Annotated in this window: 20 protein-coding genes; 8 read left to right on the plus strand and 12 right to left on the minus strand. The window is 60.4% G+C overall.

Annotated elements, in window-relative coordinates; genetic code table 11:
- Positions 1 to 48: 48 nt before the first annotated feature.
- Positions 49 to 456, minus strand: coding sequence for a flagellar basal body-associated protein FliL (locus tag FBY10_RS06950; protein WP_131697582.1), 408 nt, complete (start codon positions 454 to 456; stop codon positions 49 to 51).
- A 150-nt stretch (positions 457 to 606) separates the two neighbouring features.
- Between FBY10_RS06950 and FBY10_RS06955 the strand changes: the two genes are divergently transcribed.
- Positions 607 to 1,584, plus strand: coding sequence for an NADPH:quinone oxidoreductase family protein (locus FBY10_RS06955; protein ID WP_131697583.1), 978 nt, complete (start codon positions 607 to 609; stop codon positions 1,582 to 1,584).
- A gap of 292 nt (positions 1,585 to 1,876) precedes the next feature.
- Positions 1,877 to 3,214: a glycerol-3-phosphate transporter gene (gene glpT, locus FBY10_RS06960; RefSeq protein WP_092489833.1), complete on the plus strand. Its 1,338-nt coding sequence runs from the start codon at positions 1,877 to 1,879 to the stop codon at positions 3,212 to 3,214.
- Here glpT and FBY10_RS06965 read toward each other — a convergent pair.
- Positions 3,211 to 3,864 carry a gamma-glutamylcyclotransferase gene (locus FBY10_RS06965; RefSeq protein WP_145337447.1) on the minus strand — a complete coding sequence of 218 codons (654 nt, stop codon included), beginning with the start codon at positions 3,862 to 3,864 and terminating at the stop codon, positions 3,211 to 3,213. The genes glpT and FBY10_RS06965 overlap by 4 nt on opposite strands.
- A 265-nt stretch (positions 3,865 to 4,129) precedes the next feature.
- Here FBY10_RS06965 and FBY10_RS06970 point away from each other — a divergent pair, with 265 nt between their 5' ends.
- Positions 4,130 to 4,612 (plus strand): sn-glycerol-3-phosphate transporter, encoded by a 483-nt coding sequence (locus FBY10_RS06970; RefSeq protein WP_131697585.1) that lies wholly within the window; start codon positions 4,130 to 4,132, stop codon positions 4,610 to 4,612.
- A gap of 34 nt (positions 4,613 to 4,646) precedes the next feature.
- Here the strand turns inward: FBY10_RS06970 and FBY10_RS06975 are convergent, their stop codons facing one another.
- The 5 genes from FBY10_RS06975 to FBY10_RS06995 all read right to left on the minus strand — a co-directional run bounded on the left by FBY10_RS06975 (position 4,647) and on the right by FBY10_RS06995 (position 9,881).
- Positions 4,647 to 5,615 carry a CDP-6-deoxy-delta-3,4-glucoseen reductase gene (locus FBY10_RS06975; protein WP_131697586.1) on the minus strand — a complete coding sequence of 323 codons (969 nt, stop codon included), beginning with the start codon at positions 5,613 to 5,615 and terminating at the stop codon, positions 4,647 to 4,649.
- On the minus strand, positions 5,615 to 7,081 hold the full coding sequence (gene ubiD, locus FBY10_RS06980; RefSeq protein ID WP_027608362.1) for a 4-hydroxy-3-polyprenylbenzoate decarboxylase: 1,467 nt from the start codon (positions 7,079 to 7,081) through the stop codon (positions 5,615 to 5,617). The genes FBY10_RS06975 and ubiD overlap by 1 nt, the downstream gene beginning before the upstream one ends.
- Positions 7,082 to 7,239: 158 nt before the next feature.
- The gene (rho, locus tag FBY10_RS06985) at positions 7,240 to 8,499 is read right to left on the minus strand and encodes a transcription termination factor Rho (RefSeq protein ID WP_003176825.1); all 1,260 of its coding nucleotides are present in this window, start codon (positions 8,497 to 8,499) and stop codon (positions 7,240 to 7,242) included.
- A 235-nt stretch (positions 8,500 to 8,734) separates the two neighbouring features.
- The gene (gene trxA, locus FBY10_RS06990) at positions 8,735 to 9,064 is read right to left on the minus strand and encodes a thioredoxin TrxA (protein WP_015886460.1); all 330 of its coding nucleotides are present in this window, start codon (positions 9,062 to 9,064) and stop codon (positions 8,735 to 8,737) included.
- A 121-nt stretch (positions 9,065 to 9,185) separates the two neighbouring features.
- Positions 9,186 to 9,881 carry a FadR/GntR family transcriptional regulator gene (locus tag FBY10_RS06995; protein WP_131697587.1) on the minus strand — a complete coding sequence of 232 codons (696 nt, stop codon included), beginning with the start codon at positions 9,879 to 9,881 and terminating at the stop codon, positions 9,186 to 9,188.
- A gap of 255 nt (positions 9,882 to 10,136) precedes the next feature.
- Here FBY10_RS06995 and FBY10_RS07000 point away from each other — a divergent pair, with 255 nt between their 5' ends.
- Genes FBY10_RS07000 through FBY10_RS07015 form a run of 4 tightly spaced genes read left to right on the plus strand, consistent with a single transcriptional unit; the run spans position 10,137 to position 12,976 of the window.
- Entirely contained in the window at positions 10,137 to 10,922 is a 786-nt protein-coding gene (locus FBY10_RS07000; protein WP_131697588.1) for a transporter substrate-binding domain-containing protein, read from the plus strand.
- 14 nt (positions 10,923 to 10,936) lie between these two features.
- Positions 10,937 to 11,605, plus strand: coding sequence for an amino acid ABC transporter permease (locus FBY10_RS07005; RefSeq protein WP_017736949.1), 669 nt, complete (start codon positions 10,937 to 10,939; stop codon positions 11,603 to 11,605).
- Entirely contained in the window at positions 11,602 to 12,252 is a 651-nt protein-coding gene (locus FBY10_RS07010; protein ID WP_115485519.1) for an amino acid ABC transporter permease, read from the plus strand. The genes FBY10_RS07005 and FBY10_RS07010 overlap by 4 nt, the downstream gene beginning before the upstream one ends.
- On the plus strand, positions 12,239 to 12,976 hold the full coding sequence (locus FBY10_RS07015) for an amino acid ABC transporter ATP-binding protein (RefSeq protein ID WP_065938032.1): 738 nt from the start codon (positions 12,239 to 12,241) through the stop codon (positions 12,974 to 12,976). The genes FBY10_RS07010 and FBY10_RS07015 overlap by 14 nt, the downstream gene beginning before the upstream one ends.
- Here FBY10_RS07015 and FBY10_RS07020 read toward each other — a convergent pair.
- The 4 genes from FBY10_RS07020 to FBY10_RS07035 all read right to left on the minus strand — a co-directional run bounded on the left by FBY10_RS07020 (position 12,948) and on the right by FBY10_RS07035 (position 17,459).
- The gene (locus FBY10_RS07020) at positions 12,948 to 13,484 is read right to left on the minus strand and encodes a hypothetical protein (protein ID WP_145337446.1); all 537 of its coding nucleotides are present in this window, start codon (positions 13,482 to 13,484) and stop codon (positions 12,948 to 12,950) included. The genes FBY10_RS07015 and FBY10_RS07020 overlap by 29 nt on opposite strands.
- On the minus strand, positions 13,474 to 15,912 hold the full coding sequence (locus FBY10_RS07025; protein ID WP_256663537.1) for a fimbria/pilus outer membrane usher protein: 2,439 nt from the start codon (positions 15,910 to 15,912) through the stop codon (positions 13,474 to 13,476). The genes FBY10_RS07020 and FBY10_RS07025 overlap by 11 nt, the downstream gene beginning before the upstream one ends.
- A gap of 70 nt (positions 15,913 to 15,982) precedes the next feature.
- Positions 15,983 to 16,699: a fimbria/pilus chaperone family protein gene (locus tag FBY10_RS07030; protein WP_145337444.1), complete on the minus strand. Its 717-nt coding sequence runs from the start codon at positions 16,697 to 16,699 to the stop codon at positions 15,983 to 15,985.
- 103 nt (positions 16,700 to 16,802) lie between these two features.
- Positions 16,803 to 17,459, minus strand: coding sequence for a DUF1120 domain-containing protein (locus FBY10_RS07035; RefSeq protein WP_145337443.1), 657 nt, complete (start codon positions 17,457 to 17,459; stop codon positions 16,803 to 16,805).
- 448 nt (positions 17,460 to 17,907) lie between these two features.
- Between FBY10_RS07035 and ppx the strand changes: the two genes are divergently transcribed.
- Positions 17,908 to 19,410 (plus strand): exopolyphosphatase, encoded by a 1,503-nt coding sequence (gene ppx, locus FBY10_RS07040; RefSeq protein WP_167656799.1) that lies wholly within the window; start codon positions 17,908 to 17,910, stop codon positions 19,408 to 19,410.
- Between the two features lie 139 nt (positions 19,411 to 19,549).
- Here ppx and ppk1 read toward each other — a convergent pair whose 3' ends face one another.
- Positions 19,550 to 21,781 carry a polyphosphate kinase 1 gene (gene ppk1 / locus FBY10_RS07045; protein WP_145337442.1) on the minus strand — a complete coding sequence of 744 codons (2,232 nt, stop codon included), beginning with the start codon at positions 21,779 to 21,781 and terminating at the stop codon, positions 19,550 to 19,552.
- Between the last annotated feature and the right edge of the window lie 15 nt (positions 21,782 to 21,796).

The raw sequence follows: 21,796 nt of genomic DNA on the forward strand, positions 1-21,796 counted from the left end.
CGCTGATTGTGGCGAGCGGGCTTGCCACAACAAGCCCGCTCGACACAGTTACTGGATGATCAGGTTGTTGAACAACAGGTCTTCCACCATGGGCTTGCCAGTCTCGTCGTTCATCACTTGCTGGGTTTGCTTCAGCGCTTCCTGGCGCAGTTTTTCCTTGCCCTCGACAGTGCTCATCGTCTCGTTGGTCTGCTGGGTGAATAGCGCGACCAACTGGTTACGGATCAATGCGTCATTGGCCTTGACCGCTTTGGCGGCTTCCTCGCCGGTCACGCGCAGGGCGATGTCGGCCTTGAACACTTTGAGCTTGGCCGTGCCATCCAGGCCGTAGTTACCCACGAACGGCGGGCTCAGGCTGATATAGCTGACCTTCGGCGGCGCCCCTTCTTTGGCTTCTTCGGCCTGGGCTGCCATCGGCAAGGTCAGGGCCAGCATCAACAGGATCCACGCTTTCACAGTTCATTCCTCACATTCGGTTGCCGGGTAGCATAACGCTAGCAAGGCAGAGCACAAGCTTATGGCGACTTATCAGGGCCGAGCATGCTCGTTGACCCACACGGCTACCCTCCTACACTTATCGGCCACGACACCAAAAGGAATAGCCCGATGAAAGCTGTGCTGTGCAAAGCCTTCGGCCCCGCCGAAACCCTGGTGCTGGAAGAGATCGCCAGCCCGGCGATCAAGAAAAACGAAATCCTGCTGGATGTGCATGCCGCCGGGGTCAACTTCCCCGACACCCTGATCATCGAGGGTAAATACCAGTTCAAGCCGCCCTTCCCATTCTCGCCGGGTGGCGAGGCATCGGGCGTGGTCAGCGAAGTCGGGGAAAAGGTCAGCCACTTGAAAGTCGGCGACCGGGTCATGGCGCTCACCGGCTGGGGCAGCTTTGCCGAGCAGGTCGCGGTGCCGGGCTACAACGTGCTGCCGATCCCGCCGAGCATGGACTTCAACACCGCCGCCGCCTTCAGCATGACCTACGGCACCTCAATGCACGCGCTGAAACAACGCGCCAACCTGCAACCCGGCGAAACCCTGCTGGTCCTCGGCGCTTCCGGCGGCGTGGGCCTGGCCGCCGTGGAAATCGGCAAGGCCATGGGCGCACGGGTGATCGCCGCCGCGAGCAGCGCCGACAAACTCGCCGTGGCCAAAGCCGCCGGCGCCGATGAACTGATCAACTACAGCGAAGCCAGCCTCAAGGACGAGATCAAGCGCCTGACTGACGGTAACGGCGCCGATGTGATCTACGACCCGGTAGGCGGCGACCTGTTTGACCAGGCCATCCGCGCCATCGCCTGGAATGGCCGCCTGCTGGTGGTGGGTTTTGCCAGCGGGCGCATCCCGGAGCTGCCGGTGAACCTGGCGCTGCTCAAGGGCGCGGCGGTGGTCGGGGTGTTCTGGGGTTCATTTGCCCAGCGCCAGCCGCAGGACAACGCGGCGAACTTCCAGCAACTGTTCACTTGGTACGGTGAGGGCAAGCTCAAGCCATTGGTGTCGCAGGTCTATCCGCTGGAACAGGCCGCCCAGGCAATCAATGACCTCGGCCAGCGCAAGGCGGTGGGCAAGGTGGTCGTTCGAACCCGCTGACCGACCTGAAATGCAATCAAATGTGGGAGGGGGCTTGCCCCCGATGGCAGTGGGTCAGCTACAGATAAGCTGGCTGACCTACCGCTATCGGGGGCAAGCCCCCTCCCACATTTGTTCTCCATTGGTCTGAGAAACGCTAAGCGACCACCATTTATCTATTAGCGACATGTTCGTAAGAGAACACGCGCTTGCTCTCATTTCCTTTGTTTGCGCATAAGAGGCGATGCTATTTTCGGTAACGAAACTGTAACATTCGCATCCGCAGTCAAAACAAGAAATCTGGAGCTCTTGAATGTTTGCTTTCTTTCGTCCTGCCGCGCACCAGGCGCCCCTGCCTGAAGAAAAAATCGACAGTACCTATCGACGACTGCGCTGGCAGATCTTCGCCGGTATTTTCTTCGGTTATGCCGGGTACTACCTGCTGCGCAAAAACTTCTCTCTGGCCATGCCCTACCTGATCGACGAGGGTTACACCCGAGGTGAGCTGGGCTTGGCGATGTCGGCGATCGCGATCGCCTACGGCCTGTCCAAGTTCCTCATGGGCCTGGTGTCCGACCGTTCCAACCCACGCTACTTCCTGCCCTTCGGCCTGCTGGTTTCAGCGGGGGTGATGTTCATTTTCGGTTTCGCACCTTGGGCAACGTCCAGTGTGACCATGATGTTTATTTTGCTGTTCATCAACGGCTGGGCCCAGGGCATGGGCTGGCCGCCCAGTGGCCGGACCATGGTGCACTGGTGGTCGCAGAAAGAACGCGGCGGCGTGGTGTCGGTGTGGAACGTGGCGCACAACGTCGGCGGCGGCCTGATCGGCCCGCTGTTCCTGCTGGGGATGGCCTGGTTCAACGACTGGCATGCCGCCTTCTACGTGCCGGCCACGGTGGCCTTGGCGGTGGCGGCGTTTGCCTTCATCACCATGCGCGACACCCCGCAATCGGTGGGCCTGCCACCGATTGAGAAATACAAGAACGACTACCCGGAAGGCTACGACGCCAGCCACGAAGACGAATTCAGCGCCAAGGAAATCTTCGTCAAGTACGTGCTGCGCAACAAAATGCTCTGGTACATCGCCTTCGCCAACGTGTTCGTCTACCTGCTGCGCTACGGCGTACTGGACTGGGCACCGACCTACCTCAAGGAAGCCAAGCACTTCACGGTGGATAAATCGTCCTGGGCGTACTTCTTCTACGAATGGGCAGGTATTCCAGGCACGCTGCTGTGCGGCTGGATGTCGGACAAGATCTTCCGTGGCAACCGTGGCCTGACCGGCATCGTGTTCATGGCGCTGGTGACCGTGGCGACCCTGGTGTACTGGCTCAACCCGCCGGGCAACCCGATGGTCGACATGATCGCGCTGTTCTCGATCGGCTTTTTGATCTACGGCCCGGTGATGTTGATCGGCCTGCAGGCGCTGGAGCTGGCACCGAAGAAAGCCGCCGGTACGGCTGCGGGCTTCACCGGTCTGTTCGGCTACCTGGGCGGTTCGGTGGCAGCCAGTGCGGCCATGGGCTACACCGTGGACCATTTTGGCTGGGACGGTGGTTTCGTGCTGCTGATCGGCGCGTGCCTGCTGGCCATCGCGTTCCTGATCCCAACGCTGTGGCACACCAACAGTGTCAGCTCGGCGCGTTAATCGCCTGAGCAATCCTTGGCACAACGCTTGAGCCGCGCCTCCAGATTCTTGTCTGGCATGGCGTGGCTACGCAGGGCGTTGACGGTCTGCTCGACGTAATCGCGAGTAGTGCCGTAACGCCCGCAAGCGCTTTGCAGCACATGGTTCAGCACGATATCGGGCAAGTTGCCGGCGTAGCTGGGCAAGTGCCGCTCCAACACAAACCCCAACGCCTGCACCTGACTGCCATCTTCAAGACGACAGCTGAGCCAGTGCGGCCGGTACGAGGGGTAAGGCATCTCGCGCTGCCACAAGGCGTAAAGCGAGGCCTCCAGTTGATCTTCCGGCAAGCGATAGGCGAACCCGCTGCACGAACCTCCGCGATCCAGGCCAAAGACCAGGCCCGGTAACTCCGGCGTGCCCCGATGCTCATGGGACCATAGGTACAAGCCGCGGTGATAACCGTGCACCCGTGCCCGCACCCGTTCGGTCGACGAGCATTCCGGGCGCCAGATCAGCGAACCATACGCAAATAGCCAGACCGGCCCACCCTTGTGCCGGCACATGGTGGCCTGCATCGAGCTCATTAACTGTTCGTGAGTGAGTTGCGGCCCAAGATCGAGCCGCGGAGGGTAAGCCAATTGCAAAAGATCGGATTCAATGGCGGTCATGGCGAAAAGCGGTGCGCCTCCTGTGTGTTACCAGTTGTAAGCAACTTTACCGTAATAAAACGCGCCGCTGTAACCGTACGGCGAAAAAGTGCTATGGCGGTTGCCGCCACTGCTTTGGCGGCGCAGTCCCGTTCGTCAGGATTGAACGGGACAATCCCACTACTTTCAGCCCAGGTTCAGCCTGGGAACACGTCACGCCGTCAAACTGGCGCGCACATCACGACCCACCTAGCCGCCCATCAAACCGACTATTGAGGTCGCACCCATGAAGAAAATTCGACTGCCGGGCCTGCTGTTCCTGGCACAAGCCACCACCGCACTGGCTGGCGAAACGCCGCCCGCCGACGACGACAAAGGCTTCTGGTACGCGCAGACCAGCGTCTATACCCGGCACTTCGCGCCGGACAAAGACCACAACAACAACCAGGACCTGATCGGCCTGGAGCGCAATGAGGCATCAGGATTGGTGTATGGCGGGGCGACGTTTCGCAACTCGTTCAGCCAGCGCTCGTACTACGCCTACGCAGGCAAGCGCTATGACATGGCCGACTCTGCGGTGTACCTGAAGGTCACAGGCGGGGCGATCCAGGGCTATCGCGGCAAATACCGCGACAAGATCCCCCTCAACCGTTTCGGCGTGGCGCCGGTGATCATTCCGTCGGTAGGCACCCATTACGGGCCGGTGGCAGCGGAGTTGGTGCTGCTGGGGTTCAATGCGGCGATGGTGACGACCGGGGTACGATTCTGAGCGGGCGCAAGCCCCCTTCCAAAGCTCGGTTTCGTCAGGGCCGCGGCGCGTAGGCGAATACGTCGGCGCGCATCTGGTGCGCATCCATGCCGGCGTCGACCAACGCATCCAGCGTGCCGTAGATCATCGCCGGTGAACCGCTGGCGTAGACATGCACCGCCTTGAGGTCGGCAATGTCTTCGCACACCGCTTCATGCAGCAGGCCGCAGCGCCCCTCCCAACCACACAGGTCGCTGACCACCTTGTGCAGGAACAGGTTGGGCAGTTGCAGCCATTGGTCCCAGTGCTCGATCTCGTAGAAATCTTCCGGGCGACGCACACCCCAGTACAGGTGCACCGGATGCTTGAAGCCGGAAGCGCGGCAATGCTCGATCAGGCTGTGCATCTGCGCCATGCCGGTACCGGCGGCGATCAGCACCAATGGCCCGTCCGGCAGCTCGGCCAGGTGGGTGTCGCCAAAAGGCAGCTCGATGCGCGCCATCTGGTTGCGCTGCAATTGCTCCAGCAAGTTGCGCGCGCTGTCCTCGCGGGCCAGTACATGCAGTTCCAGTTCGCGACCGGCGTGGGGTGCCGACGCCAGGGAAAATGCCGACTTCTCGCCATTCTCCCGCTCGATCATCAGGTATTGCCCGGCGTGGTAACGCACCGCCTTGCCGGCCGGGGCCCGCAGGCGCACGCGCCACACGTCGCCACCCACTTCCACGCACTCACTCAATTGGCACGACAACTTGCGCAACGGCAACTCTCCCGGCGCCAGCACGCCATCCCACAACACAATGCAATCTTCCAGCGGCTCGGCGATGCAGGTGTAGAACTCACCATGATCGCGCACTTCGCCGGCTTGCTGCACCCGGCCTTCCACCAGCAGTGCGGCGCAAACGTGGCACACGCCATTGCGACACGCCTGGGGGCACTCGTAGCCCAGGCGGCGCGCGCCTTCGAGGATTCGCTCGCCGGGTTCCAGCTCCAGCACGGCGCCGGAAGGTTGCAGGGTTACACGCATCAATCTATTCCCAATTCTTTCCAGATCGCATCGACACGTGCCGTGACGGCCTCATCCTTGACGATCACCCGGCCCCACTCGCGGGTCGTTTCACCCGGCCATTTGTGGGTAGCGTCCAGGCCCATCTTCGAGCCCAGGCCCGACACCGGCGACGCGAAGTCGAGGTAGTCGATCGGTGTGTTGTCGATCATCACCGTGTCGCGCTTGGGGTCCATGCGCGTGGTGATGGCCCAGATCACATCGTTCCAGTCCCGGGCGTTGATGTCGTCGTCGGTGACGATAACGAACTTGGTGTACATGAACTGTCGCAAAAACGACCACACACCCAGCATTACCCGCTTGGCATGGCCCGGGTACGACTTCTTCATCGTCACGATGGCCATGCGATACGAGCAGCCTTCCGGCGGCAGGTAGAAGTCGGTGATCTCCGGGAATTGCTTCTGCAGGATCGGCACGAACACTTCGTTCAGCGCCACACCCAGAATCGCCGGCTCATCTGGCGGACGGCCGGTGTAGGTGCTGTGGTAGATCGGCTTGATCCGATGGGTGATGCGCTCGACGGTGAACACCGGAAAGCTGTCGACTTCGTTGTAATAGCCGGTGTGGTCGCCGTACGGGCCTTCATCGGCCATCTCGCCTGGATGAATCACGCCTTCGAGGATGATTTCAGCGGTGGCCGGTACTTGCAGGTCGTTGCCACGGCACTTCACCAGCTCGGTGCGGTTGCCACGTAACAGGCCGGCGAAGGCATACTCGGACAGGCTGTCGGGTACAGGGGTCACGGCGCCGAGGATGGTCGCCGGGTCAGCGCCCAGGGCCACGGAGACCGGGAACGGCTTGCCGGGATGCTTCTCGCACCACTCACGGAAGTCCAAGGCACCGCCACGGTGGCTCAGCCAACGCATGATCACCTTGTTGCGGCCGATCACTTGCTGGCGGTAGATACCGAGGTTCTGGCGGTCTTTGTTCGGGCCCTTGGTGACGGTCAGGCCCCAAGTGATCAGCGGGCCGACATCGCCGGGCCAGCAGGTTTGCACGGGGAGCATGGCCAGATCGACGTCATCCCCTTCGATGACCACTTCCTGGCACACCGCGTCCTTGACCACCTTGGGTGCCATGGCAATGATCTTGCGGAAGATCGGCAGCTTCGACCAGGCATCCTTAAGGCCCTTGGGCGGCTCGGGTTCCTTGAGGAACGCCAGCAGCTTGCCGATCTCGCGCAATTCGCTGACCGCCTCGGCGCCCATGCCAAAGGCCACACGCTCGGGGGTACCGAACAGGTTGCCGAGCACCGGAATATCAAAACCGGTGGGGTTCTCGAACAGCAGCGCCGGCCCCTTGTTACGCAAGGTGCGGTCGCAAATCTCAGTCATTTCCAGCACCGGGGAAATCGGCATCTGGATACGTTTCAACTCTCCGCGCTGCTCAAGTTGCTGCACGAAATCCCGAAGATCCTTGAATTTCATTAACCATGCCACCCGTAAAATAGGCGTACATCCTACCTGCTCTGAGGGCTGCTGGCAGCTTATCGCGGTGCATTTGGACCGGGAACATGCTTAAAAAACGCGCAAAAAAAAAATGGCGCCCCCGAGGGCGCCATTCTTTTGGACCTGAAACGTCGTTATTACTTACGTTTCATCGACAGGAAGAACTCGTCGTTGGTCTTGGTGGTTTTCAACTTGTCGATCAGGAACTCGATGGCCGCCACTTCATCCATCGGGTGCAGCAGCTTGCGCAGGATCCACATGCGCTGCAGTTCGTCGTCGGCGGTCAGCAACTCTTCGCGGCGGGTGCCGGAGCGGTTGATGTTGATCGCCGGGAACACGCGTTTTTCCGCGATGCGACGGTCCAGGGGCAGTTCCATGTTGCCGGTACCCTTGAACTCTTCGTAAATCACTTCGTCCATCTTCGAACCGGTTTCAACCAGTGCGGTGGCGATAATGGTCAGCGAGCCGCCTTCTTCGATATTCCGCGCGGCGCCGAAGAAACGCTTCGGTTTCTCCAGGGCGTGGGCATCGACACCACCGGTCAATACCTTGCCGGAGCTCGGGATCACGGTGTTGTAGGCACGGGCCAGACGGGTGATGGAGTCGAGCAGGATCACCACGTCCTTCTTGTGTTCGACCAGGCGCTTGGCCTTCTCGATCACCATTTCGGCAACCTGCACGTGGCGGGTTGGCGGCTCATCGAACGTCGAGGCAACCACTTCGCCGCGCACGGTGCGCTGCATTTCGGTTACTTCTTCCGGACGCTCATCGATCAGCAAGACGATCAGGTGAACTTCAGGATTGTTACGTGCGATGTTCGCTGCAATGTTCTGCAGCATGATGGTCTTACCGGCTTTCGGCGGAGCGACGATCAGGCCACGCTGGCCTTTGCCGATCGGGGCGCACAGGTCGATCACGCGACCGGTCAAGTCTTCGGTGGAACCGTTACCGGCTTCCATCTTCATGCGCACGGTCGGGAACAGCGGTGTCAGGTTCTCGAAGAGAATCTTGTTTTTCGCGTTCTCGGGACGATCGAAGTTGATCGTGTCGACCTTGAGCAGGGCGAAGTAACGCTCGCCTTCCTTCGGTGGGCGGATCTTGCCAACGATGGTGTCACCGGTGCGCAAGTTGAAGCGACGGATCTGGCTCGGCGAGACATAGATATCGTCTGGGCCGGCGAGATAGGAGGCGTCTGCAGAGCGGAGGAAGCCGAAGCCGTCCTGGAGAATCTCCAGCACGCCATCACCGGAGATTTCCTCGCCGCTTTTCGCGTGCTTTTTCAGCAGGGAGAAAATCACGTCCTGCTTGCGCGAACGGGCCATATTTTCTATGCCCATTTCTTCGGCCAGTTGGAGCAGGTCGGTAATCGGCTTTTGCTTGAGTTCAGTCAGATTCATATAGGAATGACGTAATCATTTATGGAGGGGGGGAAATTAAGCTTTTGGCTTAATGAGGCCGCGCCGCAGAGAAGGCGACAGGATCGCGTACTAATCGAAAAGGAATGCGTCGGCGACGGCTTGCAGGGGGCAGTGGAGAAACCAGTGCGGGGCCGAATGTACCACCTGAGTTTCGGAGCGTCTAGCCCTGTTTCACGAAAAAGCCCCGCTATTTGCGGGGCTTTTTTGATGACACTCAGATGTTGGCGTCGAGGAAAGCTTGCAGCTGCGACTTCGACAGCGCGCCCACCTTAGTGGCTTCGACGTTGCCGTTCTTGAACAGCATTAGCGTAGGAATACCGCGCACGCCATGCTTGGCCGGGGTTTCCTGATTGTCGTCGATGTTCAGCTTGGCAATGGTCAGCTTGCCTTCATAGGTGGTTGCAATGTCGTCCAGGACCGGAGCGATCATTTTGCAAGGGCCACACCATTCAGCCCAGTAGTCAACCAGCACCGGGCCAGCAGCCTTGAGTACTTCGGCCTCAAAGGTCGCGTCGGTGACGTGCTTGATAAGATCGTTGCTCATGGATGTCTCCGGATTGTAAGCAAAAAAAACGTTGCCCATCATAGCCGCCCTTCCCCCGTTCAGGAAGCCGCCTCTGATTGAGTCTTCCTATGATGGCGCATGAGTTTGGGTATAGCCCAACTCAGGGCGCAACGGGAGTCACGAAGGCAATACCCGTGCGCAACGCCGCATTGCGTACATGCTCCTGCATGGTTTTCTGCGCCGATGCGCTGGCCCGCCGGGCCAGGGCGCGCAGGATTTTGCGATGCTCCTGCCAGGTTTCCATGGCCCGCTCCGGTCGGATGAACGGTAGTTTCTGACTTTCCAGAAACACCTCGGCACTGGCACTCAGGATGCTCACCATCGCCCGGTTACCACTGGCCAACAGGATGCGCTGGTGGAACTCGAAGTCCAGCCGCGCAGCCGCTTCGAAGTCACTGGCCTTGAGCACCTTGCGCATCGCTTCGACGTTGTCTTCCAGGCTGTCCAGCGCATCGATCGTCAGCGTCACAGCCGCCAAACCCGCCGCAAACCCTTCCAGTGCGTAACGCAACTGAAAGATTTCGAGCGGCGTGGCCTGGGCGGCAAAAGGCCAGGCAAAGCCCGGTGCGTCCTCCACCGCCTGCACGAACACACCTTTGCCCGGCTGCACACTGACCACCCCCAAAGCGCTCAAGGACGACAGCGCTTCGCGCAGCGACGCCCGGCTGACGCCCAACTGCACCGCCAGGTCGCGCTGGGACGGCAGTGCATCGCCCGGCCCGAAGCCTTGCTCCTTGATCAGTTTGCGGATGGCCTGCAGGGCCGCCTCCGGTACGGCTTGGGCGATGGAATTCATAAAAAACTCAAGATTTGCGTCAACAGAGCGGCTAGTTGTAAAGCTATTCGGGGGCCGCGGCAAGCCACGCCCCAAAGGGGCTCGCGGAGTTTTACCGACGCTCGAAAAGGGTGCAAAAACGCGCAGCACTGTTCAGACCAGTAAGACCACTGAACCTCAACAAACTCGAGCCTCACAGACAATCCGAGCAGTACTGGCATGGGCTATGCACTGAGCAAATCCAGAAAATTCCTTCGCCCTTCTCGGAGAGTTGCCATGACCAAGCGCTTCAGCGCCCTGCTCACTGCCCTGTTTGCCAGCCTGATGCTGAGCCAGGCACCCGCCCAGGCCAACGGTCTGGACGATATCGTCGCCCGTGGCACCCTCAAGGTCGCCGTGCCCCAGGACTTCCCGCCGTTCGGCTCGGTCGGCCCCGACATGAAGCCACGTGGCCTGGACATCGACACCGCCAAGCTGCTGGCCGACCAACTTAAGGTCAAGCTGGAGCTGACCCCGGTCAACAGCACCAACCGCATCCCGTTCCTCACCACCGGCAAGGTCGACCTGGTGATCTCCAGCCTGGGCAAGAACCCCGAGCGCGAAAAGGTCATCGACTTCTCCAAGGCCTACGCACCGTTCTATCTGGCCGTGTTCGGCCCGCCTGATGCCGCCATCAGCAGCACCGACGACCTCAAGGGCAAGACCATCAGCGTGACCCGTGGCGCCATCGAAGACATCGAGCTGACTGCTGTAGCGCCGAAGGAAGCCACCATCAAGCGCTTCGAAGACAACAACTCCACCATCGCCGCCTACCTGGCCGGCCAGGTCGACCTGATCGCCAGCGGCAACGTGGTGATGGTGGCAATCAGCGAACGCAACCCGAAACGCGTGCCAGCGTTGAAAGTGAAGCTCAAGGACTCGCCGGTGTACGTGGGCGTGAACAAGAACGAGCCGGCGCTTCTGGAGAAGGTCAACCAGATCCTGGTCGCGGCCAAGGCTGACGGCAGCCTGGAAAAGAACGCGATGCAGTGGCTCAAAGAACCATTGCCTGCTGATCTCTGAAGCGGAGCTGATTGATGGCCTATCAATTCGACTTTGTGCCGGTGCTGGCCAATACCGACCTGCTGTTGCGCGGCGCGCTGTTCACCCTTGAGCTGACTGCCATCGGCGCAATCCTGGGCGTCGCCCTGGGCACTGTCGGCGCCGTGGTGCGGGCGTGGAAGATCCAGCCATTTGCCTGGTTCTTCGGTGTGTATGTCGAGTTGATCCGCAACACACCGTTCCTGGTGCAGTTGTTCTTCATCTTCTTCGGCCTGCCCTCCCTGGGATTGAAAATTACCGAGTGGCAAGCAGCCGTATTGGCGATGGTGATCAACCTGGGAGCCTACTCCACGGAGATCATCCGCGCCGGTATCCAGGCCATCCCACGTGGGCAACTGGAAGCCGCCGCTGCGCTGGCGATGACGCGCTTCGAAGCGTTTCGCCATGTGGTGCTGCTGCCGGCGCTGGGCAAGGTGTGGCCGGCCCTGAGCAGCCAGATCATCATCGTGATGCTCGGTTCGGCGGTGTGTTCGCAGATCGCCACCGAGGAGCTGAGCTTTGCCGCCAACTTTATCCAGTCGCGCAATTTCCGCGCGTTCGAAACCTATGCCCTGACCACCCTGGTGTACCTGTGCATGGCGTTGATGATTCGCCAGTTGCTCAACTGGATCGGCCGCCGCTTTGTGATGAGGAACAGCCGATGAGTGATTTTTCCTTCTGGGACATCGTGCGCAACCTGCTTACGGGCCTGCAGTGGACGCTGTTGCTGTCGCTCGTGGCGTTTATCGGCGGCGGCCTGATCGGCTTGCTGGTGATGACCCTGCGCATCAGCCGCAAGGCATTCGCGCGCAATGTTGCGCGCACCTATATCGAACTGTTCCAGGGCACACCGTTGTTGATGCAGCTGTTCCTGGTTTTTTTCGGCATTGCCCTGCTCGGCGTGGATATTTCGCCCTGGCTGGCGGCCGCGATCGCCTTGACGCTGTTTACCAGCGCCTACCTCGCCGAAATCTGGCGCGGCTGCGTCGACTCCATCGCCCACGGCCAGTGGGAAGCATCGGCCAGCCTGGCGTTGAATCCGCTTGAACAACTGCGCTACGTGATCCTGCCCCAAGCCCTGCGCATTGCAGTGGCGCCCACCGTTGGGTTCTCGGTGCAAGTGGTCAAAGGCACCGCTGTCACTTCAATCATCGGTTTTACCGAACTGACCAAGACCGGCGGCATGCTCGCCAACGCCACCTTCGAGCCCTTTATGGTCTACGGCCTGGTGGCCCTCGGTTACTTCCTGCTCTGCTACCCCTTGTCCCTCAGTGCGCGCTACCTGGAAAGGAGACTGCATGCCTCTGCTTAGAATTTCCGCTCTGCATAAGTATTACGGCGATCACCACGTCCTCAAGGGCATCGACCTGACCGTTGAAGAAGGCCAGGTGGTGGCAATCATCGGCCGCAGCGGCTCGGGCAAGTCCACCTTGCTGCGCACCCTCAATGGCCTGGAGTCGATCAATGACGGCGTGATCGAAGTCGATGGTGAATACCTCGATGCGGCCCGGGCCGACCTGCGCAGCCTGCGGCAGAAAGTCGGCATGGTGTTCCAACAGTTCAACCTGTTCCCGCACCTGACGGTGGGTGAAAACGTCATGCTTGCACCACAGGTCGTGCAGAAAGTGCCCAAGGCCAAGGCGGCCCAACTGGCCAGGCAGATGCTGGAACGCGTGGGGCTGGGCGAGAAATTCGACGCTTTCCCCGATCGCCTGTCCGGCGGCCAGCAACAGCGGGTTGCCATCGCCCGCGCCCTGGCCATGTCGCCCAAGGTGCTGCTGTGCGATGAAATCACCTCGGCCCTGGACCCGGAGCTGGTCAATGAAGTGCTCAGCGTGGTGCGCCAACTGGCCAAGGACGGCATGACCCTGATCATGGTCACCCACGAAATGCGATTCGCCCGGGAAGTCGGCGACAAGCTGGTGTTCATGCACCAAGGCAAGGTGCACGAAGTCGGCGATCCCAAGGTACTGTTCGCCAACCCGCAAACCCCCGAGTTCGCCAACTTCATCGGCTCAGTGGAACAGCCGGACTGACCAGTTCGAAACTGCCGCGCCCCTCCAGCACCACTTGACTGCTGACTTGCAGGGCGTTGGCGGGCAGGTCGGTGTCGACTTCAACCTGGGCAGTCAATCGCTTTCCCACCGCCCGAGCGACCAGGACCTGGCCCGGCAATAACTGCCCGTCGAACGCCTTACCCGGAAGGTGGGCCTGCGCCCATTCGACGGCACGCCCATTCACCTGGGCGTGCTTGAGAGTCAGGCTGAATCGCCCATGACGCCCAAACCGATAACCTTGCCCGTCGGCCACGCCGGTAAATCGCAACGCGATAGCTGCCGGCTCTGCGCACAGTACGTTCAGGTGCACCCTGCGCGTACCCAGCGCGATTGAACGGCTCTCGACAAGCGCCTCCCTGCGAATGACGCCATAGTCGATATACGGCTGGCTGACGGACAGCTGGCAGTTTTCGGCGCGAACTCCACCGGCCATCGACAGCGTGCAGAGTACTGCGAAAAAACCCGCGTTTTTCAGCTTAACGAGCATGGCACACCGCCGATGTTGTCTCATAGAACTTGTCATGGTCGGCCTTGGTCTCGGGAGCAAGGTTGAGCAGGCAAGAGGAGGAGTCCGGCAATGCAACGCGCAGGTGTTGCGAGTCATTGAAGTCGTTCAGAAAGATCATGCCGTCACCCACCACACTGGTCAGGAAGCGATTGTTTTTGTCGAACACCGAAGCACCCTGAGGCAGTGTTCGCCCTTGTTGATCAGTGGCCGTGACTAACACACGACGCACTGTCACCACATCGAATGCGACGGTATTGACGGCCCCTCGCCCAGGGGCAAGCACCCGGGTGCCGTTCTTCAGGTCAACGCGCTTGGGCAAGGACTGGGTCTGCACTTCGATGCGGCTGTTCGTGTAGGCGGGCAAGCCTGGGATCACGGCCTGCCCGCTGAAGTCGGTCCACACCGGACCGTAGGGCGTGTCGAGTTTGGCAGAGCCGATATCCCCTACCGATGCGATGCCAAAGGTGTCCTGGATGGCATACGGCGAGAAGGTCACGCCGCCCGCGTGAGCCACCACGCCACCTTGCAGCTGCCCCGTGTAACTGGTGCCCGATGGGTCGCGACTGACCCCCAGGCCCACGCGGATGTAGCGTGGCATCAGGTCCACCTGGCCGCGTATCGATTGCTCCCGGGCGCTGAGGTCGCGTTCGACACCGACCTCGTAATTCACATACTCATTGACCCGCTCACTGAGCGCCGTACCGGCTCGGGACTGATTGCCACGCTTGCTGACATAGCTGTTCACCCGCCGGTCGCTGCCCAGGGGTACGCTGACCTGCAGTCGCACGGACAGATCACTGTCCTCGACTGTAACGCGCCGACGGCCCTCACTCAGGGCATCGCGGCGTGCCGAAGTACCGCCTACCTGAGAGTCAGCGACCAATGCGACGTCCGCATAGCGGAACGACTTGTTCCATGCCGCAAACACATGGTCGGCCGACTGCCCATCAAACTGGGAACTGCGGGTATACCCCACGGAAAATGCACCCAGCGTGTTGTCGACCCAGCTCACACCCGCCGTGTACTGACGCTTGAAGCGTGCATCCAGCTCGTCGGTCCTGGCCGATCGGCCCGCTTCAAGGACCTCGCGATAGCCATGGCTTTGCGTAGTGACACTGAGATTAAGATCGATGTTGGCGCTCACCGGGCTGCTCGCGGACACGCTGCTGCGTGATCCGAACACCGTATTACGGCTGTCCCGGGAAACGTTGTGACGTGCGCCAACAGAAACCCGCTGGAAAAACACGCTGCTCAGGGTGCCTCCTGCCGCCCCATACTCATCGGAGCCCAACAAGCCGAAGCCCGCAGAGGAGTCTCGCCCCAAACCCCAGGTGCCGCTGCCCATGGCAACGACCGGAGTCGGGCCTTCCTCATGCGCATTTCTACGCACCTTGCCCAAGGAGAGATAGTAGCCAGGCTCCGCCGGGGCGCTCCCGGCAAATGAGGCCGCAGGTACCACGAAGCTGCGCTTGGCACCTCGCACATCGATGACGCTGACCTCCAGGTCGCTGGTGCCGTTGAGCAATGGCAAGCCCGTCAGCCGGAACGGTCCCTCGGGCACCAGTATGCTGTGGATCAACACTCCCGATTGACGTACTTCAATCCGCGACTGGCTCTGCGCCAGCCCCTCCACCACAGCATTGTTACTGCCCGCCGGCGTGCGCGACTGACCATCGGGGGAAAACTGCACACCGGACAGCTGAACACCGCCAAACAGCGGGTTGTTGCTGGAGAGCTGACCTACCTGAAAGGTCGATTGCAACGCGGCAATATCCCGCTGCGCATAAGCATAAAGATGCTCGTTGCGTGTCACTCCATTGTCGGACACATAAAATTGGCGGCTGCGGACAATCCAATCGCCCAGGTTGAAACCCGCCTCGGTATAGGCCGAAACAAAACGATTGCTTCCATTGTTCGAATAACTGTCGAATCCCTGCACGTCATAGTTGAACAACGCCGCCGCCCCGCCCCGGGCAAACTGGCCAGCCTCCCACTGCGGTTCACGCAGTGATCCGGTCGGCACTACCAGCGCCACTTCGTCATTTCCTGGGCGCAGCCGCACCATCGTGGCCGGGAAAGCACCCAGGAAGTCGTGGCAGGCCAGGTCTGCAGTAGCGCCCTTGCGGATAATGCCTTCGGGCTTCACCAATCCGGCTTTATCGAGCAGCCCCGGGGTGAAACACAGCTGCCCTTGCGAGTCGAACCGGGCATCGACCAACCCGAGCGGGTTGCCATTGACCCGCAACCCCACCACATGAACACCTTCGCGAAAGCGCGCCGCACTGCGAAAGTAGTCGGAGACCTTCGGATCAATGCCGTGGGTAGTCAGTGCAGCCAGGTCGAAACCCTCCCCCAGCTCCACTGCGGGGGCCAGGCCAGGCAAGCCCCATAGTGTCGCAACCCCCATCAGCAGAGTGGGCCGACACGGCCGCAAAGAAGCCACTCGTTTGTTATTCGACAGGTTGGCCATGGGTCGATTAACCCCTGTCGGCATTGATCGGAGCCCGGAAGCTGTCCGCCGAAAAGCCGTAGAGCGTGGCCGGCTGGATCTCGACGTCTGTTACCCCTTCCAACGCGCCATCCACCTTCAGCGTCAGCGTTTCCCCCGGCAACACGTAAGTGCGCGGCAAGGTCGCCAAGGCTCCTTGTGGCAGCAGCCGCACCTCCGGAATCAGGCGCACTACGTAGGCACTGTCGTTGTGAACCGTCAGCCCCGCCCCTGCGCGCGCCCACTTCAGCAGTTCCCAGGGCGTGTGATGAACCGGCAGATCTTTCGGGTGAAGGATCAACGGCAAATTCTGTCGCAGCGTGATGCCGATAGTCGCACCGCCTGCGGCGCGCGCCTGGGGGATGCCTTCGAAAGACACGCGTTTCAACCGCTGGGTCTTCAGTGGCTCCTTCAAGGTGCTGATGAAACGCACCAATTGAGTTTCCCCCGCCTCCACGCGGGTAATGGGTGGCGTCACAATCAACAGCGACTCCATATCCTCGGGCACATTTTCCACGACCGAGTGAAGCAGCGCTGGCACCGCGTCGGTATTCTTGATGTTCAGCGTGGCTTCGCCCTGGGCTTCATAAAGCACAACCACCGTAGTTTCCGGCAACATACCGTCGGCTAATGCAATACCGGTAAAACACAGACACGCGCCCGCACAAAACAACCGTGCATTATTTATTAATGAAAGACTAAACACTCAGTGCTCCCCACGAACTTGAAGTTGTTTGTTTATCCAGACGACCACATAAAAACAGCCGACAAGAAGCACGCAGCTTCTTTATCGGCTGCAGTTTGATCGCTTAGATGTAACTCAACTCAAGTGTCGCGCGCCCATCCAGGGTAATGTCACGACTCAGGTCCAGATCCTGCCCCCTGTTAATCACCGCCCGCACCGCGATAGTTCCGGTCAACTGAGCGATTGAGGCCGGGGTGATGGTTGTGCCACTGCGCCATGAATACTGAGTGGGCGATTGGGCGACCTTGCCGTCGCTGTTCTGCCAGGCACCGTTACCGACACGCATGATGGGCGACAGTACTGTACTCGACGACCTGAGGTCCCTGAGGGTGACCGCAAAGCCGCCGGTTCGCCGGCCGTTCGCAGTACCCAGGCCATAATTGTGCACCTCGGTATAGCCTGAGCCGAGCACATTGAGGATGCCCGGGACCTTACTGGCCGCCTGCAGGTCGACGAATTTCAGTCCGAACGTAGCAGGCGTGGTGCCGCAAGTGACGGTCAACGGGGCGGTTCTTTCCGCCAATGGGTTGAATGCCGTTGGCAGCAATTGGCCAGAGGGAATGTCGCCGTAGTTGATGATGCCACCACCGGTCATGCTGAGGTTGCAGGCGGCTGGTTTGATCGTCCCCCTGACGATCAGCTCGGCACTGGTGGATGCATGGACGTTGAGGGCGGCGGCCAGCCAAGCAATACCGAGAGTCAATCCAACAATTTTTTTCATAGTCGACCTGTCACTTAAAGTTATCAGGCGTACTTATTTTTGCCTCGAAGACACAAGCCATAAATAAATAGCGCCACGGCACGATTGCCGAATGACAGTCTGTCGCCTCAAGGCCCGAATAAAGAATAAGGCAATACCGTGTTTATTGTGGGAGCGATAAAAACAAACTGTCGGCCCAACCCACCAAGACAGTAGTCCTGAACATAAAAACCAATAGCGAACCGCCTCCAAAGTTGTAGGCGAAATCATATTTCGCCTTATAAAAATCTGAAGTTAAATGCCCCTACAGAACTACGCGAATGCGTCAACAGAAGCATGAAAAGACACCCTACACTTTCCACAAAAATCCCCTACAGACGAGCGCAGAGAAATTCACGGAGCACTACGCGTTGGCGTCAGCGGTCGATCGTGGCACGATGGTAAGGTTATCGACCGAGACCCCCTAACCATGCCGCAATCCCAAGCCAAGAATCTGTCCCTGATCGCCGCCATCGACCTGGGCTCCAACAGCTTTCACATGGTCGTGGCCAAGGCCCAGAACGGCGAAATCCGCATCCTTGAGCGGCTCGGAGAGAAAGTGCAGCTGGCTGCCGGAATCGACGACGAACGCCAGCTCAATGAAGAATCCATGCAGCGCGGGCTCGATTGCCTCAAGCGTTTTGCCCAACTGATCAACGGCATGCCCCTGGGCGCCGTGCGAATCGTCGGCACCAACGCCCTGCGCGAAGCCCGCAACCGGGGCGAATTCATCCGTCGCGCCGAGGAGATCCTCGGCCACCCGGTGGAAGTCATTTCCGGCCGTGAAGAAGCACGCCTTATCTACCTCGGCGTGTCGCATACCCTCGCCGACACCCCCGGCAAGCGCCTGGTGGCGGACATCGGCGGTGGCAGTACCGAGTTCATCATCGGCCAGCGCTTCGAACCGCTGCTGCGTGAAAGCCTGCAGATGGGCTGTGTCAGCTATACCCAGCGCTACTTCAAGGACGGCAAGATCACCCCGGCACGCTACGCCCAGGCCTACACGGCGGCGCGGCTGGAGATCATGAGCATCGAACACGCCCTGCACCGCCTGACCTGGGATGAAGCCATCGGCTCGTCCGGCACTATCCGTGCCATCGGCCTGGCGCTCAAGGCCGGCGGCCATGGCACCGGCGAGGTCAACGCCGAGGGCCTCGCGTGGCTCAAGCGCAAGCTGTTCAAGCTGGGCGATGCAGAGAAAATCGACTTCGACGGCATCAAGCCCGACCGTCGCACCATCTTCCCGGCCGGCCTGGCGATTCTCGAGGCGATCTTCGATGCCCTCGAACTGCAACGCATGGACCACTGTGACGGCGCCCTGCGCGAAGGCGTGCTCTACGACCTGCTGGGCCGTCATCACCACGAGGACGTACGTGAGCGCACCCTCAGCTCGTTGATGGAGCGTTATCACGTCGATCTGGAGCAGGCAGCCCGCGTGGAGCGTAAGGCCCTGCATGCCTTCGATCAGGTCGCCGAGGACTGGGACCTGGAAGACGGCGTGTGGCGAGAACTGCTGGGCTGGGCCGCCAAGGTGCATGAAGTGGGCCTGGACATTGCCCACTACCATTACCACAAGCACGGCGCCTACCTGATCGAGCACTCCGACCTGGCGGGCTTCTCCCGTGAAGACCAACAGATGCTCGCACTGCTGGTGCGCGGCCATCGTCGCAATATTCCCAAGGACAAGTTTGCCGAGTTCGGTGATGAAGGCATCAAGCTGATCCGCCTGTGCGTCCTGCTGCGCTTCGCGATCCTGTTCCACCACATTCGCGGCACCCAGGAAATGCCCCAGGTGAGCCTGCGCGCCAATGGCGACAGCCTGGATGTGGTGTTCCCGAAAGGCTGGCTGGATGAGAACCAACTGACCCAGGCTGACTTCGCCCAGGAAGCGGAGTGGCTGACACGGGTGGGGTTCAGCCTGAACCTGCGCTGAGCAGATCTAAAGAACACTGCAAAAACACATGTGGGAGGGGGCTTGCCCCCGATGGCGGTGGACCAGTCAATGAATCTGTTGACTGACACTCCTTCATCGGGAGCAAGCCCCCTCCCACATTTTCAGACCGCGTCGGTGTTTAGTTCACCGTGAGAATCGGGCTACCCAACTTCTCCAGCAACGTCGCCTGGGCACTGCGCGGGTTCTGGTTGCCGGTCGGCGTGTTACGCACGTAACGGCCATCCGACTGCAGGCTCCAGCTATGGGTGTTGTCGGTGAGGTAGCTTTCCAGCTCTTTCTTGACCCGCATGATCAGCTTCTTGCCCTCGACCGGGAAGCAGGTCTCCACACGCTTGTCGAGGTTGCGCTCCATCCAGTCGGCACTGGAGAGGAACATCTGCTCTTCGCCGCCGTTGAGGAAGTAGAACACCCGCGTGTGTTCCAGGAAGCGGCCGATGATCGAGCGCACATGGATGTTATGCGACACGCCGACAATGCCCGGACGCAGGCAGCACATGCCACGCACCACCAGGTCGATACGCACGCCGGACTGGCTGGCCTTGTACAGCGCGCGGATGATCTTCGGATCGGTCAGCGAGTTGAACTTGGCGATGATGTGCGCCGGTTTGCCCTCGAGGGCGAACTGGGTCTCGCGGGCAATCATGTCGAGCATGCCCTTCTTCAGGGTGAACGGCGCGTGCAGCAGCTTCTTCATGCGCAATGTCTTGCCCATGCCGATCAATTGGCTGAACAACTTGCCAACGTCCTCACACAAGGCGTCGTCGGAAGTCAGCAGGCTGTAGTCGGTATAGAGCTTGGCGTTGCCGGCGTGGTAGTTGCCGGTACCCAGGTGGGCGTAACGCACGATCTCACCGGCTTCGCGGCGCAGGATCAGCATCATCTTGGCGTGGGTCTTGAAGCCCACCACGCCGTAGATCACGACCGCACCGGCCGCTTGCAGGCGGCTGGCCAGTTGCAGGTTGGACTCTTCATCAAAGCGGGCCCGCAACTCGATCACCGCGGTGACTTCCTTGCCGTTGCGCGCGGCGTCTACCAACGCGTCGACGATTTCCGAGTTGGCGCCGCTGCGGTACAGCGTCTGGCGTACAGCCAACACGTGTGGGTCCTTGGCGGCCTGGCGCAGCAGGTCGACCACCGGGGTGAAGGACTCGAACGGGTGCAGCAGCAGGATGTCCTGCTTGCTCACCACGCTGAAGATGTTCTCGCTGTTTTGCAGCAGTTTCGGGATCTGCGGGGTGAACGGGGTGTATTGCAGTTCCGGATGACTGTCCAGGCCAGTAATGCTGAACAGCCGCGTGAGGTTCACCGGACCGTTGACCTGGTACAGCTCGGACTCGGCGAGGTTGAACTGCTTGAGCAGGTAGTCCGACAGATGTTTGGGGCAGGTATCCGCCACTTCCAGGCGCACCGCGTCGCCGTAGCGCCGCGAGAACAGCTCGCCGCGCAGGGCACGGGCCAAGTCTTCGACGTCTTCGGAATCCAGCGCCAGGTCGGCGTTACGGGTCAGGCGGAACTGGTAGCAGCCCTTGACCTTCATGCCTTGGAACAGGTCATCGGCGTGGGCATGGATCATCGACGACAGGAATACATAGTTATCGCCAGCGCCCCCCACCTCTTCCGGTACCTTAATGATCCGTGGCAGCAAGCGCGGCGCCGGGATGATCGCCAGGCCCGAATCGCGACCGAAGGCATCGATCCCTTCCAGCTCGACGATAAAGTTGAGGCTCTTGTTCACCAGCAACGGGAACGGGTGCGTCGGGTCGAGGCCGATTGGGGTGATGATCGGTGAAATCTCGTCACGGAAGTAACGGCGCACCCAGGTTTTGATCTTGGTGGTCCAGTGACGACGACGAATGAAGCGGACCTGATGTTTTTCCAGTTCCGGCAGCAGGATGTCGTTGAGAATCGCGTATTGGCGGTCCACATGGCCATGCACCAGCTCGCTGATGCGCGCCAGGGCCTGGTGCGGCTGCAGGCCGTCCGCGCCGGCTTGTTCACGGGCAAAGGTGATCTGTTTCTTGAGGCCGGCGACACGGATTTCGAAGAACTCGTCCAGGTTGCTGGAGAAGATCAGCAGGAACTTCAGGCGTTCCAGCAACGGGTAGGACTCATCCAGCGCCTGCTCGAGCACGCGGATGTTGAATTGCAGTTGTGACAGCTCGCGGTGGATGTACAGGCTGCTGTCATCCAGGTTGGTCACTACGGCGGCCACCGGGACTGGGGCTGGGGCTGGCGCTTCGGCTACCACCACAGGCGCGACCGGCTCGTGCTCCGGCGGGGTCTCGGTGACTTGTTCCACCACCGGGTGAGCGTCTTTTACGGCAACTTCGGAGAGTCCTTCGGTATTCATCGAATGTTCCTGTGA

It is taken from the genome of Pseudomonas sp. SJZ103 (assembly GCF_007828335.1).
Lineage (GTDB): Bacteria > Pseudomonadota > Gammaproteobacteria > Pseudomonadales > Pseudomonadaceae > Aquipseudomonas.